This window comes from Syntrophaceae bacterium, assembly GCA_013177795.1.
GTDB lineage: Bacteria > Desulfobacterota > Syntrophia > Syntrophales > UBA2192 > UBA2192.
Window position 1 is genome coordinate 247631 of record JABLXY010000004.1, and the last position, 16259, is coordinate 263889.

Annotated in this window: 10 protein-coding genes and 1 pseudogene; 2 read left to right on the forward strand and 9 right to left on the reverse strand. The window is 62.2% G+C overall.

The features are described 5' to 3' along the window. Positions 1–138 precede the first annotated feature (138 nt). The 5 genes and pseudogenes from HPY67_15270 to HPY67_15290 all read right to left on the reverse strand — a co-directional run bounded on the left by HPY67_15270 (position 139) and on the right by HPY67_15290 (position 8804). Positions 139–483, reverse strand: coding sequence for a hypothetical protein (locus HPY67_15270; GenBank protein ID NPV06077.1), 345 nt, complete (start codon positions 481–483; stop codon positions 139–141). Then, positions 480–956 (reverse strand): hypothetical protein, encoded by a 477-nt coding sequence (locus HPY67_15275; protein NPV06078.1) that lies wholly within the window; start codon positions 954–956, stop codon positions 480–482. Before HPY67_15275 ends, HPY67_15270 begins: the two co-directional genes overlap by 4 nt. Then, the gene (locus HPY67_15280) at positions 953–5518 is read right to left on the reverse strand and encodes a minor capsid protein (protein NPV06079.1); all 4566 of its coding nucleotides are present in this window, start codon (positions 5516–5518) and stop codon (positions 953–955) included. Before HPY67_15280 ends, HPY67_15275 begins: the two co-directional genes overlap by 4 nt. A 77-nt stretch (positions 5519–5595) precedes the next feature. Continuing rightward, positions 5596–7038 (reverse strand): annotated as a pseudogene (locus HPY67_15285) (phage portal protein). A 248-nt stretch (positions 7039–7286) separates the two neighbouring features. After that, positions 7287–8804: a hypothetical protein gene (locus HPY67_15290; GenBank protein NPV06080.1), complete on the reverse strand. Its 1518-nt coding sequence runs from the start codon at positions 8802–8804 to the stop codon at positions 7287–7289. A gap of 341 nt (positions 8805–9145) precedes the next feature. Here HPY67_15290 and HPY67_15295 point away from each other — a divergent pair, with 341 nt between their 5' ends. Both HPY67_15295 and HPY67_15300 read left to right on the forward strand, forming a co-directional pair. After that, positions 9146–9547 carry a hypothetical protein gene (locus tag HPY67_15295; GenBank protein NPV06081.1) on the forward strand — a complete coding sequence of 134 codons (402 nt, stop codon included), beginning with the start codon at positions 9146–9148 and terminating at the stop codon, positions 9545–9547. Beyond that, positions 9501–10460 carry a tyrosine-type recombinase/integrase gene (locus HPY67_15300; protein ID NPV06082.1) on the forward strand — a complete coding sequence of 320 codons (960 nt, stop codon included), beginning with the start codon at positions 9501–9503 and terminating at the stop codon, positions 10458–10460. The genes HPY67_15295 and HPY67_15300 overlap by 47 nt, the downstream gene beginning before the upstream one ends. 311 nt (positions 10461–10771) lie before the next feature. Here the strand turns inward: HPY67_15300 and HPY67_15305 are convergent, their stop codons facing one another. The 4 genes from HPY67_15305 to HPY67_15320 form a co-directional block, all read right to left on the reverse strand. After that, positions 10772–11302 carry a hypothetical protein gene (locus tag HPY67_15305; GenBank protein NPV06083.1) on the reverse strand — a complete coding sequence of 177 codons (531 nt, stop codon included), beginning with the start codon at positions 11300–11302 and terminating at the stop codon, positions 10772–10774. Positions 11303–11386: 84 nt separating this feature from the next. Further along, a complete protein-coding gene (locus HPY67_15310) occupies positions 11387–11653 on the reverse strand; it encodes a helix-turn-helix domain-containing protein (GenBank protein ID NPV06084.1) in 267 nt (88 codons plus the stop codon). Further along, complete coding sequence (locus tag HPY67_15315; GenBank protein NPV06085.1) at positions 11650–12540, reverse strand: hypothetical protein; 891 nt, start codon at positions 12538–12540, stop codon at positions 11650–11652. Before HPY67_15315 ends, HPY67_15310 begins: the two co-directional genes overlap by 4 nt. Positions 12541–12924: 384 nt before the next feature. Further along, a complete protein-coding gene (locus tag HPY67_15320) occupies positions 12925–16245 on the reverse strand; it encodes a DNA primase (protein ID NPV06086.1) in 3321 nt (1106 codons plus the stop codon). Positions 16246–16259: the final 14 nt, after the last annotated feature.

Below are 16259 nucleotides of genomic sequence, written 5' to 3' on the forward strand. Positions count from 1 at the left end.
TTCTCCGGTCATGTCGCGACAAATCCGGTTGATGCCGGTGAGCGGTCGGCCCGTGCCCGGGACGAACCCCGAACTCAGGCCGAGAGCCCTGTCGCTTGGATACCTACCGGAGACCGTTGAAAAGTGTCGGAGGGGGAATCAGGAGATGCGGCCCGACTTGATCCGGTCGATAACCGACCGGGCGCAAGATTCGGTGGACGGGTATTCGTCGGTTTGGATAAAGGGACCGCGCATGCCGCGGTATTGGGAAAGGGTGCCCTGGTGGTAAGCCAGAAAATCGTCGGGCAGGCTGCGAACACCTTGTTCCACCAGCCGGTTGACCACCCACTGAGCATCTTCCTCGGCGTCGGAATTCCCTGGCAGGAACTCGATCACCAGATCCAAACCCGGTCCCGGGCCCTGGACCCAGACGCCAATGGGTTCGTAGCGCGGGTTACGGATCTGGTCGCGGAGCACGTATTCGATCATATACCTGAGCTTCATTCCCATTCCTCCGCAATGCGGGTGTGCTCGTTCAGAAGCTCCGCGTCGATCCGTTCGAATCGGTCCTGGTTTCCGGCCTTATAGTCTCGCCAGTGCTTCCAGTCCGCCGCCTGGTTGGGTTCCTGGTCAGGGAAGATGAGCTCGATGTGGAACCTGCGATCCCGATCATCGAGCAGATCGAGCAGGTAGGTGTCGTCCTGCGACCAGGAGACGACCTTGATGGTGTGGGCGTGCTGGAAGCCCTCGTCGTATCCGGAGAGCCGGATGAGAAGCCAGAAATCGACACGCGTCACCTCGCCCCCGGCGTCGAATTGCGGGGCCACGCGGGTCACGGTGAACCCGTCCACGATGCCGACCCGGACCGGCGTCCGGCCTTTCTCCGCCAGCGTCATCCAGGAGCCTCTGGTGTTGAACGGCTCGAAGAGCGCCTGCAGACGGGCTTTTTCTTTTTCGATGAACTCTTTCATGCTCACCTCACCAGCACGATGTCCTCGACCTTGCGGCCGTCGGGCAGCTTCATGATTTTGCGGTTGTGGAAGACCTCTATCAGTCGTTGTTTTTCCCGCTCGCTTCCGACCACGATCACGTCGATGTTGTCCAGCAGGGTCACCGAGTACTTGAAGATCGTCTCGTTGCCGCCTCGTCGGGCGAACTGTTTCCACTCCTCTGGCGTGCTCCCCCGGTGGTTCGAGACGTATTCGTCCCTCACTCGTCCGAAGGCGTCGTGGTCGTAGCTGATGGCGTCCATGCGCCGGAGCATTCGCTTCTTGAAGTAGAGCCCCGTGTCGGACGATCCTCCGGCCGTCGGGAGCTTCTTGATCCGGGTGAAGAAATAGCTCGCGCCGCCGGTGTCCATGTCCGCTTCCGGCGACATCCCGCCCACCGGCACACCGGCGCGCAGCTTCTCGACCGTGCTTACCATGGCTCCGTTGTTTCCCAGCGCCGCGTCGATGAACGACGCCACGTCTTCGCCGTTGGTCAAACGGTGGTGAAGGCCGTATCCCTTCATCTGCTTCTCGATGTCCGCGTCGGAAATGTCGAAGCGGTATTGATGCCTGTAGCCGGCGCGCTTGGCGGGGTCCTTGAAGGCAGCCTGGTATTCGCCCATTGGGTCGTAGCCCGGCATGCGGGTGATATCTTTCACTCCGAGCCGTTTTTCCCAGAAGCCGCGTATCTCCCGGACCCGTTCCTCCTTGCCCGCAGCCCGGCGGTCCAGCTCCTCGACCAGCCGCTTGTAGTCCGGCTCTCGGTCCACCTTGGCGAGGTATGCTTGCTTGTGAAGATAGAGAAGTTCGGCGTCCTGCGGCGTGGCCGCACCTGCCTTGATGCCCAGCGATTCCATACGTTCCATGGCCCGCTCGAGGCTCTTGGCGTCAGGTCTGTCCGGAAGGACCAGCTCGAACTCGCCCTGCTGGGCATAGAGGTTCTTGTCCGACCACGGGCGGTAGACTGCGCGCGTGCCGTCGCCGAAGTCGATTTCGTATTGCTCGCCGGCCTTCATGCCGCGGCCGCGAAAGAGCGCGGAATTGTCCGCCGCCTCGTTCACGACAACGAGTTCGCCGTTTTTGATCTCCCGTTTGGCCTGAAGCACCTTCGTCCGGCGCACGGTGAAGGGAGCCTCCTTGGGTTTCTTTTCCATCGCGGCGTGTTTCTTAAGATACGCATCGAACCGTCCGGCGACCGGTTTGTGTTCACGGGCGGCTTCCTGGACCTTCTCGATCCAGTCGATGTAGCTTCGGGCCATGGCCCGTTCGTCCGGGTCGGTCGAGTCAGCCAGACGTCTCAGCGCCTTCAGGTGGTCTGTAGCCTTCTTGAGTGTCCCCTGGTTGTACTGTTGGTCCGTGGCATGGTGGTTGACCGTTTTCACCGCGGACAATATGTCCTGCGCGAAAACGTCCTGCGGCAGCGCCTCACCCACCCGGACGGCGGTGGTGTCGACACCGGCCTTGCGCAGCGCGTCCAGGAGCTTTCCCTCCGCTTCGGGTCGAACCTTCATCTTGACCACGGTCCGCTGCTTTCCCTTCAATGTCTCGACAAAGATTAGGGCGTTCTGGTCCTCGATGTCGTCCTCATCGAAGGGCAGGACCTTCCCCTGCCAACCGAGCGAACGGACCTCCTCAAGAAGCGCCTCTTCGGTCGGACCCAGACGTGTCTTCGGCAGCGCATCCAACACATCCTCGAAACGGAAGTCCCGACGGCCCAACACATCCGCATAGAAACCTTCGAAATCGCGCCGAAGGTTCCGCTTCCGCGCCAGTGCGGTGTCGTAGAAAGCCTGCTTCCGGGACTCGTCCCCTCCGAATCGTCCTTCAGCATAGGGACGCAGAATAGCCAGATAATCCTCGTCGGCGACCTTCTCCACTTCGCGGATGTAGCGCAGGGTCGCCGCGGGATCGATCTTGACCTTGCCTTCCTTGGCGGTGCGGAAAACCGTATTGTAGAAAGGCTCTTGTTCGCCGTACTTGGCGTTAGGGTGATAGTCGACGGCCAGGCGGTCCTCACCCAGGTATTTGAAGATCTGCCCCTTGTCGATGCCGTAGACCTTCCCGTCACGACCCCGCAGGAATTGCTTGGCGTGGCCGTCGTGATTGGAAATCAGCCAGTCGACGACGTGCTCCCGCTGAATTTGCTCGATGTCGAGGGTGGTGAGGTCTGCGAGGTCCAATCCGGCGAAGTCGAAGCGATCCTTCAGGTCGGTCCGCCACTTCTGGATAGAGCCGAGTCGTCCGTTCAGACGGATGGTGCGGACCTCCACGGCGTCCGGATCGATGAGGCGTCCGATCTTGTAAGCGGCTTCCTCTCCATAGGCGATGAACTCATCGCCACCGCGTTCCACCGGCTTGAAGAGCCAGCGGTCGCCCGCTTCATCGGTCCAGAACTCCTTGCTGTGCGCGCCGCCGACCTGGGCCTTGCCCGCGGGCTTGAAGTTCCCCGACTTGCCCTTGGCGATCCACGCCGCGTCCGTCTCCTCGAACTGAGCGCCTTTCTTGGTGAAAACCGGCGGGGACGGCTGCGTCGGTTTCGGAGTCGGCGCGGGTTTCGCAGGTTCAGGCGCGGCGACTTTCTTTTTGCCGCCGTGCTTTTCCAGCCAGGCTACGTGCTTCGTTTCGATGCCGGCCTTGGCGGCCTCGATCTTGGCGGGATCGGTCTCCGTGAACAACGAGACCAGTTCATCCTTGTTCGCCCACTGCCAATGCTTGACCTTGGTGTCCTTGGCCAGGGTCTTGAGGTCGCCGACCTTCATGGACGCGACTTGGTCCTGAAAAAGTTTTTTCTTGAAAGCGAGCTCTTTGGCGTGTCCTTCGAGTATCTCCTGCGGCAGAGCGGGCGAAGCCGCGAGCGCCGATTCCGCATCTTTCACCGCCGAAAGAAAGTCGGCGTATCCTGCGGGGGACTCCGGCACGACCACTTTCGCCGCGGTCTGTTCAACCGCCTGCTTCGCCTTGTTGATTGCGGCCTTCTCGGCTGCTTCGAGAGCTTCCTTCTTGGCCTTTTCCGCCAGTTCCTCACCGGCCGACTTTTCCAGCGCCTTGACAAGCTGCTGCTTGTTCTTGAGCGGGCCGATGTGGTGCTTCTTCTTGGCGTCGATCAGGGACCCGCCCTTGAGCCCCGCGTGATCCGCTCCAGGCTCCAACTCATCGAGAAGGTCGATGACGTCCTGCTTAGTCATGTTCAGCGAGATGCCTTTGGCCTTGGCCATCTCCTGCAGCTCGACCACGGTGAGGTCGTGCAGCCCTCCGGTCGGTTGGATTTTCTTGAGCTGCTCGGCGAGTTGCTGCGCCTGTTTGAGGGATGCCTGCTTCTGGGCGAGGAGTTGGATCAGGTCGTCCTTGGTGCGGAGCAGGCCGATCTTGTGTTGTTTGAGCTTGGCGTCGAGCCCGGCTCCCGCGAGAGTGGAATGGTCCACGCCGGGCTCGGCCGCATCGAGCAGCTTGATGAAGTCGGCCTTGGTCCTGGCGATGGAGACGCCGTTCTGCTTGGCCAGGGTCTGGAGTTGCTTCACGCTCAAAGTGTTCAGGTCGGCGATCTGTCCGCCCTCGAAAGCTGCCTTGAGCTTTGCGTCTTCCGCCGCCTTGGTCTTCGCCTGCTCTTCGATGCTCTGGGGCGGGATGATGCACGCGGCGGGTTCAGCCGCCGCTTTCGCCCCCAGCTCTCCTCCGCAGATCACCAGGGGCCACGCGACCACGCTCGTGCAGCGACAGTTGGGATGGGCCGGTTGCTGGGGAAAGCGGTTCGTGTCGAACACCTTGCCGTCCAGCGGTCCGCAGACCGGGCAAACCCGCTCGTCCTCCATGGTCATCCATTCGAGCTTCCGGACTCCGACCTGGTCGTGGAACTTGAGTCGCCCCTGGTTATGGGCGCGCAGGACCTCCGTGCGGGCGATCACCTCCATGCGGTACTGGGCCTTGGTGAACACCTTGGAACCGGCATAACGGAAGGATTCCGGGTCTTTCACCACGCGCCCGAGGTCGCGGACGATGTCCTCGACGCCCTTACCGGTGGCGATGCCACCCATCACGACGCGTTTGACGCCGTCGGCCAGCTCGCGGTGGACGTCGCCGGCCAAGACCAGGTTGTAATTGGTCATGAAATCGAGGGCATCTGTGTCCACCAGGGTGAACACTCGGGTGGCGAGCTTGTCGATACCTTCCGGGGTCAAGTCACGGTAGAAGGGAAGCTGGGCCGCGGCGAATTCGTCGATGCCTCGGTAGACGCCCTGGCGGAAGGATGTTTTGGCCGTCTTCCGGAAAAGCAGCGTCTGCTCCCGGTGTAGGCGGCTCGTGGTCTCCTGGATGTCGGTTTGCAGTTTCTTGAGACCTTCGAGGGCGGCGAGCTTGTTGTCAGGGAGGGAGCCGAGGCTCTTGTAGCGGAGGATGGCGCGGCGCACCTCCTCTTCGGCGGCGGCAAGCATCGCGGTCAGTTCGGCGACCGTTTGCTCCGTATAGAGATTGCGGCCGCGGACGCTCTTCTCCGTGGCCAGACGAATCGCTTCGGCTTGAGAAAGAGGCTGTTTGGCCGCGAGCGCACCGATCATCCCGCGCACTCCCGGCACGCCGGCTGCCGGGACGTCGGTTCCTTTTCCCGGTCGGGGCCTTGTTCCATCGCAGCGGTCTTCGGGTCGAAGAAACGGCAGACCGGGGTATCGAAGGTGGTTTCGTTTCGCTGGACCCGGCAGTGGTTGAGATCGCCGTCGAAATGCGCGCAGTCGTCACAGACGGCGGCGATGCTTGCGCGGGCGAACGGTCCGGCCCACGATGCTTCGGCGCGGCTCCCAGCCGGGTTCTTCGCCGGGTCGAGGCCGAGCATCTCCTGCGCCGTCTCCACGCCCATGATCCCGGCGGTCACCATATCGACGATGGGCTTGATCTGCTTTTCGTCGAGCAGATCCACCGAGCGCTTCTCGGTCTCCCGGTTGGCGGACTCGATGTCAGGGTCGAGGTCCATCTTGATTTGCAGGCTCGAACGGCTGATGAGCTTGCGGTCGTAGAGCTCGATAAGCAGGCGCTTGAAGTCGACCGCATCCGAGGGATCGAGGTCGTTGAACAGGAACTGGAGCGTCTTGTCTTCCCAGCCCTTGAGCTCCAGCCAGTCGTTGAATATCCAGTTAAGGATGATCCGGGCGACCTGTTTGATCTCCCGGATCATCACCAGCATCTTCTGGAGGCTAACCGAGGCCGTGGCGAAGTTCGGGCCGTCCCCGGTCACCAGCGACCGCGAGAGGCCCAGCGCCACGACGATGTCTTCCTTCACTTCCTTGACCTTGTCCTCGACGTTGAGGACCTGCCCCTCGGTGCCGTGGGTCTCGACCGTGACGTAGAAGGGGACGACCAAGCCGCTCTTGAGGTCCATCTTGTTGACCATGTCCCGGACCTGTTCGAGCATCTTCTGGTCGGGCATGACCATCTTCTGGCCGAACGCGCCGCCGACCTTGAGAAGCCTGAACGGCGTGGCCCAGCGTTTGGCGATGGCCTGTTCGGCCCGGCGGTAGTCGCGAAGGAGTTCGATGGACTGGAAAGCGGGAAGGACGAGAGAGTTGCCCCGTGGCGAGAAGGCCGGCGCGTCCCACTTGAGATGGAGCACCTGCTCCACCGGCAGGTCCAGCCCCTCGTCCGCGGCGGGATTGTCTTCCGGCGTCTGCCGGGCTTCGACGAGCCGCCCTTGAGCGTACTTGACCTTGACCGAAACCGGGTTGACGCAGACCAGTTCCTCCAGGTCCTTTCCGTCCTTGGTGTAGCGTTTGAACCCGACGGCGTCGCCCTTGACCAGGAGCTGGAGAATCATGTCCTTGACGAACTCGGAGACGCCCAGGCGGTCGGCGACATCCACAGCCTCCCACTTCACCTTCTCGTCATCGCCCGCGATCTTGATCTCTTCGCCCACGGCGAAGGTGCGCCAGGAGTTGACGCAGTTTTTCACCAGCGGCTCTTCGAGGTAATACTCCCAGGCCTTGCGCGCCCGGTCCTCCCAGGAGGCCGGGATCGCTTCGGATGCGTTGACCTTGCTGAACACGGACGGGTCCAAGGCCGCGGCGGCTGCCAGAGGAACGAGCACCAGACCGTCCGCTGAAAGCGGCGTCGACTCAGCGCCCGATCCGGATGCCGGGTTGTCGGATGTCGGATTGGATCGTGTTTCCACCGGGGTCCTCTCGGTTTCTTGCCCTTGTGGGCGCGACATTCGCGCCGTATGGCGGGGATAGCCCGCCCCTGGGGTTATCTACCGGAGGCGGGGAAGGAACGTCGGTGGGCGGGATACGGCAAGACTTGGATGATTCCAAAGGACGAAGGGGAACGCATCCTCCCGAATCAGATAAACACCGGGTCAGTCGTCAGCGGCACCAAGGAAACCGTCTCCTCGCCCACTTGGTTGAGGACGGCCTGCTCCCGGGCCAGCATGGCGCAGCGCACGGCGTCGATGACGTGGTCGTTGCCCTTTGAGTAGACGATGCGTCCGTCGTGCAGCGTATAGGTGTGGGTGGTGAACTGGTCCTCGATCTCCAGGTCCTCGACGGGGAACACGAGCTGACGTCGCTGCAGCGCCCCGGCGATAAGGCTGGTCATGAATTCCTTGGTCCGCTTCCTGACCTCGTGGCCGTCGCGCACGGCCAGGGTGGTCATGCCCCCGAAGTCGTAACCGCGCAGCCGTCCTTGAAGAACCAAGTCCTTGTACTTGTCCAGGGTAAGCAGTTCCTGCACGACGGCCATTCCGTTGCCGCCGTTGTCCACACCGATGCCCGCGGCTGTGTAATACCGGTCCAGAAGCGCGATGGTCTGGGCGATGTGCGGATAGGCCACGTGCTCCATGCGGACCCGCAGGACCAGCTTGACGATCTTACGCTCGGGCAGTTCGATTTCCTGGAAAACGACGATCTCCGTCGGGTCGTTGGTGTAGCCGAGGTCGCCGCCGATCCAATAGACGCCGGTCCGCGGCATGAGATTGAGCAGCATCTCCAGGCGGTCGTGGGATTCCTCCTCGGTGGCGCAGCCACGCAGATCCTCGCCGGTGACGACGACCTTCTGATACTCGACCACGTCCTGTCGGCAGAGATTGAGGTGCTCGACATTGAACGCGCCATAGGAAGGCTTGCCGTGTTCGCCGGCCACCTCGTGCTGCCAGCCCGCGCTGTCCCGCCCGCCATAGAATTCCAGCAGCTCGGCCTCGCGCTCCTGGGTCCACGCCGGGTGCAGCCAGGAAGGCCAGCGGAATACCCGGAACTGGGTCGAGCCCGTCAAGCGGTAATAGGTCGTGTCGCGCAGCCCGTTTGGCGTCGAATAGATGCGCAGTCTGCCGCCCGACTTCAGACACTGGCGCAGGGCTTTCCATGCCCGCTCGGTGAGCCACGCTCCTTCGTCTACCCAGACACGGTCCACATGCAGCGAGCGGAAAGCATCGCCGTACGCTCCGGCGGGCCGAAAGTAGAGGATAGCGCCGTTGGTGAATTCGAGCCGGAAGTAGGGTTTGCGGTGAATTTTGGGCTTGCCGTATTTGGTGAGAGCCACGCTGACCATGAGGTCCGGGTTGGCGTCGAGCTGGAACTCGATCTCCTCGATCAGCGTGTCGAGATGTCCCTGGTGAGGCGCGCCGACGAGTCCCTGGCAGCCCCGGTTGGTGAAGGCGAAATGCAGGGCGTCGGTGGTGATGCAGACGCTCTTGCCCACGTCGCGCCCGTCCAGGTGGATGATGTTCTTGTCCGGGCAGAGCAGGTCCTCGGCTTGGTGCGGCCAGTAGACCCGTTGTCCCCCGTCGCGGTTGCGCAGGTATCCCTGTCCCCATAGGACCGGGTCCGCCAGGGTCTCCGCCAGTTTGCGCTCCTTGGCGGACATGCGGGCCATTAAGACGGCCTCGCCATAAAAAATCCCCAGGGGACCATTTTAAACAACATGGCCAACGATGCCGCCAGGATTGCAACCACAATCGCCCGCAATATGAGTTCAAATTCCTTTTTCACGATTGCCTGCCTTTCACTGCAATGTTTGTACATTCATGCAAATACCGATGGAACGCCTTGACTTCCTGCGCACACGAAGCCTGTATGTGAATGTGCGCAGGGCTTTGAAATACAAGGACTTGAGCCGTTTGAAAGGAGGTGCCGAATGAGCTTTTTCGAACCCGAGACCATCCGGATCGGGAAACCTGAACTCAGCGAACGAAAGGAGAACGAGTCATGAACGAGACCCTGCATCAGGCCGCCCAGGCCTATCTGGAAAACCTGCGGACCCAGGGGAAAAAGGAGCGGACGCTCTACACCTACGGCAAGGACTTCGAGCAGATCGAGGCCTTCTTCGGTGCGGAGCGCAAGCTGTCCAGCGTCCTCATTCCGCACGTGGGAAAATTCTTCAAGTCCGATGCGCTGCTCAAGCTGCCCAACGGGCGGGAGCGCTCCGTGCCCACGGTCGAGAAGACCAAGCGGGTGCTCCGCATGTTTCTGATCTGGGCCAAGGATACCGGCCGCATCGACAAGCTGCCCCTGCCCAAGGACACGCCCATGGGCCGGAGCGCCAAGAAAGGAGGAGAGCGTAATGACGAACACGACGCCATCGAGGCTCCGGCTGCTGAGCAGTCCTGAGCCTTCAGACGCGCGGCCCGGTTTCACCGACGCCTTGGAAGCCTTCGGCAGGAGGCTCGCGGCCGAAGGGCGTTCGGAGAACACCATCAGCGCATACCTGCGCGATCTCTCGTACTTGTCCGAGACGCTCATCCGGAGGCATCCGGAAACCGCTCCGGACGAGGTGACCAGCGCCATGATCGACGAGGCGCTGACCTCACCGCAGGTGACGACCTCGGCCAGGGGCGGCGTCCGGTCGCCGGCATCCATGCATCGGTTCAAGGCGGCCGTCCGGTCGTTCTTCACCTGGGCCGAGCGGAACGGGATCGTCCGGGAGAATCCGGCCGGGTCGTTGACCCTTCGCAGGCTTCCCCGGACTCCGCCCAAGTTTCTGACCGAGGCCGAGAAGCGCCGTCTGCTCAAGGAACTTCGCGGCAGGGCATCCTCCCTGGCGATCCGGGACCGCGCCATCATCGAGGTCTTCCTCGGGACCGGCATCCGGCTGCAGGAACTCGTCGACCTGGACATCGAAGACGTGGACCTCGACGCCAAGCATCTCCGCGTGCTCGCCAAGGGCTCCGTCCCGCAAGTGAAATTTCTAAAGTCCACTCTGCGCTCCCTCCTGCGGAGTTACCTGGTCGAGCGCCGACGCCGGGGCGACGGCGAATGCCGGGCTTTGTTCCTCTCCAACCGCGGGGAGCGGCTCTGCGAGCGGCAGGTGGCCAGGCGGCTCGAGTATTGGCTCAAGGCTGCCGGCATCGACAAGAAGCTCAGTCCGCATGCGCTGCGTCATACCTTCGCCACCCACCTCTACAGCCGGACCGGGGACATCCTGGTGGTCCAGCGGGCCCTTGGGCACCGGGACCTGTCGACTACCCAGGTCTACACCCACCTCGTGGACGGCGCGCTGGAGGACGCCCTCGAGCGCCTCTGATCCGCAGCCGACCATGGAAGCCAAGCGGTCCACCCGGGCCGCTTTTCCATTCCCGCCTTCGGACAGGCAATGACAGAGGAAAGAGACAGTCCGCCTACAGTCGCGTCCCCGAACACATCCGCAGGCAATGATGCGGGCAGCATCGGAGCCTTCGGGAGCCGGGCGGAAGCATTGATTGAGAGAACCTTCCGGTGACCGGCGGCTTCGGAATGTCAGAGAACACGTCTTATCCGACATTCCCAGGCCGGGGGTCGCCGCAAGTCCGCGTGTTTCGCGGGTCGCTGCATGGCATACGGTGGTGTTATCCGACCTCATTTCCGTGTTTTCCCTCTCGCGGTCTTTTTCCGGGCCGGTTTCTTCTGGGACTCCGCCAGCTTTTCAAGCAGGGCCGTGGCCCACTCAGCCGGCGTCGTCTCCGGTCCCTGGGATGCCTCACCCTCACGGGCGATCTTCGTTGCCTTGAGGTCCTTGAGGTGACAGCGGATCATCCGGTCCAGTCGCTCGGCGGCGTCCCAGTCGCCGGACTCCTGCGCCCGTCCCAGCTTGAGAAAATAGACCGCCACCAGCTCGACCTGCATGAAGTCAGAGCTCTTGTTGAACACGAAGTCCTGGTAGAGCTGGCCGATGATGGCCTCGAAGAGGGGACGCTCCTCCGGTGAGAGGAAGCGGTCGGCGTAGATGCCGTGGCGCAGACTGTTCTGGTTGCCAGGGACTGCGCCGCTGCCGGTCCGCGCTTTGGCGGTCTTGCGGACCTCCTGCTCGGACGCAGCGTTGCGGTGCCAGCGTTTGAGCTGACCCGCGTCGTGTTTTCCGATCCTGTCTTGGGCCTTGTCGTCTGCCATGATCACCGCGTTTTTCGTTTCGGCATCTCGGGGTTCGGGGCGGAAGGCGGATTTCGCCCTCTTCAGGGGAAACCCCCTCGATACCTACCGGAGCGAATCGCGATGCGTCGGAATGGATTCCTCGCGGCTCTGAGCCACGATCTGGCGCACCCGGCGGGGTGTCACGCCGGACAACCTGGCGATCTCGCGGGTGGGCACGCCTTGATCCTTGAGCGCCAATACGAGCTTGCGGCGTTCCTCGTAAAAGCCCACATCGCTCGGCACCCAGAGGAGACCGGTGAAATGCCGCCGGACGGTGTCGAGGACCTCGGGCGGCAGGACATCCCTGGCATTGGCGTAGGGTCGTTTCATGTATCCGGATTCGTTTTCTTGAGCCATGGTTGATCCACATCCGGGTTGTGAAAACGAAGGCGGTTCTCCCGCGGGGGCGGACCGATGATCTCGATGTACTGCCGGGTCACGTCGCCGATGCGCTCCTTGGCGTCGACGAAACAGACGAGACCGAAGTCCTCGCCGCACGGGAAACGGAACCGTCCCCGGTTCTGATAGAGCCGCGCCTCGGACCAGCCGAGGGAAAGCGCCTGGTCGCGGATGGCATCGACCTTGTCGATGGCCGATTGCGGTACCTTTTCCGTGAAACGCCACTCCCCGTCCTTGGGGTAAAGGTGTTGCTCGACAGCCGGTGCAGGGGGACATACAACCGGAGAGACGGGTTCGGTACAAGCGGGACGGCTTTGGGCGGCCGGGTCAATCGCTGGTGGAGGATAGGTCTTGGGATCGATACTCCGAACGGCGGCGAGAAGTTCGTTCTCTCTGAAACGTTGGACGGCCCAGGCATGAATGTCGTTAAACCGCCTCCGCAACTCTTCGAAAGCTGCGGGATCGAGTCGTCCCGCTTCCAACGCTTTCTTTGCCAACGCCATCTTGTGCCGGAGCCATGCGTAGTATTCCGGGTCCAGACGGCGGTAGCAGACGCCGTCGATCCCCACGTCCCGAGCGAAGTGTCGAGGTTTGTCGGTTTCCCAGGATTCCAGGTTCGTGGCCGCGTAAAGGGCGGTGCCGTCGGGATCGATGGTTTCCTGCGGATCGTTGCGCTCAGCCGGTTCCGTTGTCTCCGGCTTGGAGACATCGACCGACGGATTGCTCGTATCGACCGGGGCTGATCCTCCGGCGGTCTGTTGCATCATGAGTTCGAGAAGGCTCACGTTCCCTGCTCCAATCAGGTGGTTTCCGTTCATGGGATACCTACCGGAGCGGGGTCCGTACCGCCGGGATGCGAAGGTGCGAAGGTCGATGAATGCGGTTCGAACCTTCGCAGGGGCCTTCGCAGTGCTGTAGATGATTGATATTGCTGATAGATATGAATAAAGAATGCGAAGGTGCGAAGGATGTAGAGAGGGTCACTCTCGCGCGGACCGAAAAAACAACCGGTGATCCGGCGAGAGACACGGGATCACGGCATGCGGTATTTTTTTCTGAGCAAGGGGGTGAACCCCTGAAACCCTTCGCACCTTCGCAGTGTCGGCGCAACAGCTTGATATGACGCTGTTTACGGGTGCGAAGGTCCTTCGCGGTTTGCGAAGGGTACCCTTCGCACAAGGAGACGGCGGCAGGGAAAAGGCTCAGATGAGGAAGGTGATGTCGTAGGTGGCGGTGCGCCGGACGGAATGCTCCGACCGGTTGACGGCGATCTCGAACCCGGCCTGGCGGATGGTGTCCAAGTCGTTCGAAAAACGCTGGGCGAACTGCTGCACCGAGTTCATGCTGAAGGACAGCCCGAAATCTTTGGACAGCCGTTTGACGGCCACGAACAGGTCGCGGGCCAGAGCGCCCTCGACGGTGGTCTCGTTCCGAAAATCGAGCTGGTAGCGTTCGAGGAAGGCCGCCTTGTTGGTCTTGGCGACGTTCAATGCGGAGCTCTCCCGGTCCGCTTCAAGCGCGTGCCGGTAGGCCTTGAAGAGCGCCGCCAGGCAGGTGGCTATGGGATTGGACTCGCGGGCGGTCTCGAGGCTGACGTTGTTGAGCGTGGCGATCCGGCCCACAAACTGCGGATGGAGTTCTTCCAGCGCCCGGTCGATCACTTCCTCCTGCTCACCGGCGAGCATCATCAGATACATGAGGCTCAGGTAGTCGTTGCATCGCCGCTTGCTGTGGTTCCCGAGGCTTCGGTGCAGAAGCCGCATCACCTTCTCTTGAGCGCCGGCCCGGAGCATGGCCAGCAGATGGCTCGTGCGCTTCATCAGGGAAGAGACGATCAGGTCGCGGTGCTCCCGGAGAGCGGCCAGAATTTTCGCTTCGAGGAAGCAATCGCTCGCCTGCTCGTCCATATCGAACCGGATGATGAACGAGCGGGACAGGATTTCTGCGAGTTCCCCTCCCAAGGGTTCGATGCCAGTGGTGTTGAGCAGGCACTTTGTCCGCTCGATGACCGTCTCGGTATCCGTGCCGCTTTTGCGCTTTTCCTTGGCGATGCCGGTGATGCTGGTCAGGATGAAGGTCGTCAGGTCCTCGGTCATCTGCTTGACCTCGATGTTGTCGAGGACGATCAGCGGGTTCTGCGAGCCGTCGGTATAGTTGGCCGCGTCGGTGCTCTTCTTTTGCTGGGACTCGCCGTAGAGCAACGCCGAAATCAACTTGCTCGCAGTGGTCTTGCCCGAGCCCGCAGGACCCTCGAACCGGGTCATGGGCCTCGTGCCGGCGAAATCGATCAGGAGGAAACAGGACAGCCACGAGAGGATCAGCACTCGATCCCCCGGCGCGCAGGTGAGATTGTCGAGCAGCAGCTCCACCAGGAGCCGGTCGGCTTCCGCTGGATCGGCGTCGGCAAGGAAGCGGATCGGTGCCATCTTCCGCGAACCGTCCAGGATGATCCCGTCGGCGTTGCCGCCGTTCTTGAGGATTTCGACTCCCTCCGGGGTGATCTTGGCGATCTCGTGGTCGGTGTTGTTCAGGTTGAAGTAGACCGTTTCCCTGGCCACGTCCGTGTGAAGCCAGGAAAAATGCTCCCGCACCTGTCCGCGCTCCACCGCCAGGTTTGACAGCACTTCGTAAAACGTGCGGCCGCCGCCGGTGGTCTGTACCATCCCGGTGTGCTTGTACATGAGGGACGCGTAGAGCCGCTTACGGCCCCGGTCGGGCGTGTCCATCCACAGGATCGTGTCCTCGAAGAACATGAACGGTTCGCCCTGGGGCGTGCGGAAGAACCTGGCCCCGTGGGCGGCGAACCATTCGTAGGCGGCTTCGGCGGCAAGGGTGAAGTCGGGCGAGCCGCGTTCTTCTTCGGTCGCAAGCAGGACTTCCTCGATCCGTGCCCGGCACGATCCGGGAGATGCATCCGATGATCGCTTTTCCCGCTTCCGTTCCTGCCTGGCCTGGCACCGCTGCTCTTTTTGCACCGCCCGCACTTGATCGCGCAGCGTGGCCAGCGAGGGTCCCGTCTTGCCGAACCGCTCCTGAATGAGTTTCAGATGGCGGTTCTGCTCCAGCGGGGAGAGGTATGCGGCTTCCCGCAGGATCGGTTCGAGCAGTCGGTTGCGCTCCTCTTCCGAGACGTCGGTAGGCAGATGAGAGATGCCGAACTCCAAGGGCGTCTCGGCCTTTGCCAGCAACTCTTCGAAGTCTTGGGCGGAGTGACCGGCCACGAAGTAGTCGTTGACGTCGATCTTGGCTTCGGAGAGCAGGCGCTCGGCCTCGCGGATTTCATCCGGGGCCCGGCCGTCGAGGCGCTTGGTCAGTTCGCGGGCTCCCACCGCGGCGTCGAGACCGAACCGCTCCCGCAATTCCCGGCGGGCGTTCTCGCGTCTTTCATCCAGGGGGAGAAGCGCAAGACGGGTCTGTATGCGGTGCTCGGAAAGGACCGCTGCTGTCTTGAGCGCGCCGTTCAACCCGGCTTGGGAGATCTCGTTGTCCTGGCAGACGTAGACCGTCTTTACGTTGCGAAGGCGCGGCAGCAGCCGCTCCCAATCCGCCTCGCGGATACGGACGGTCACCGGCGACACTGCCGGGAAGCCATGTTCCATAAGCGAGATGCAGTCGGTCACGCCCTCGGTGATGATCAACCGCTCCGGGTCGGCGAGCAGACAGTCCTCGTTGTAGAGATGACTATTGTCGATGCACGGGGCTATGTGTTTGCGGGTGTTTTCGTCGTGGACCGGGAGTTTCTTGTATTTTCCTTGCTCCCATGGCTTGTCAGGCGTCCACGGTGTCTTGCGTCCGATCATGAAAACGACCCGACCGCGGCTCCAGTAGGGAAATACGATGCGCCGGTCGAAGAACGGATCGAGCCCATCTTGGTTGGTGGGACGAAACGCGCCGGATGCGGCCAAGTCCCGCGGGGAGAAACCGCGTTCCTTGCAGGTCAACTTCCGGACGATGCCATCATCGCCTTCGTTGTCCGCATAGCCGATACGGAGCCTATCGACAGTCTCCACGGAAAGACCGTACTTGGACCGAAGCCATTCGAGTACCTCGGGGTTGTCCTTGAGCCGCCCGTGATAGTGTTCCGCCAGGGCCGTCAACACCTCATGGACCCGCAGTTCAACCAGGCGCTGGGCATCCGCTTCCGCCAGTTCCTCTGGCGAGAGTCCGTGCTTGGCCAAAGACTGCAACCCAGCCTTGGCCGCGAGGAAATCGCGGGCATGTTGATGGCTTTCCGGCATGGGACCGGACTGGCCCCGCGTCACCCGGCCCGACTGGATGAACTCCACGAGCTGGAGCACGTCGCCGCCGACGCCGCAGCCGAAGCAATACCAACCTTGCTTGTCGAGCATGACATGAAGGGACCGGTGCGACTGGCTGCTGTGGTTCGGGCAGTCGCATTGGAGCAGGCGGTCGGATTCATGCAGGACGTGAGCGCCAAGCAGTTCCCGCGCGACCATACCGATGTCGACCTCGGTGATCCGCCGGTAATACTCCCTCACGTTGTCCTGACGTTCGAATGTCATGCGCGCTCCGCTCC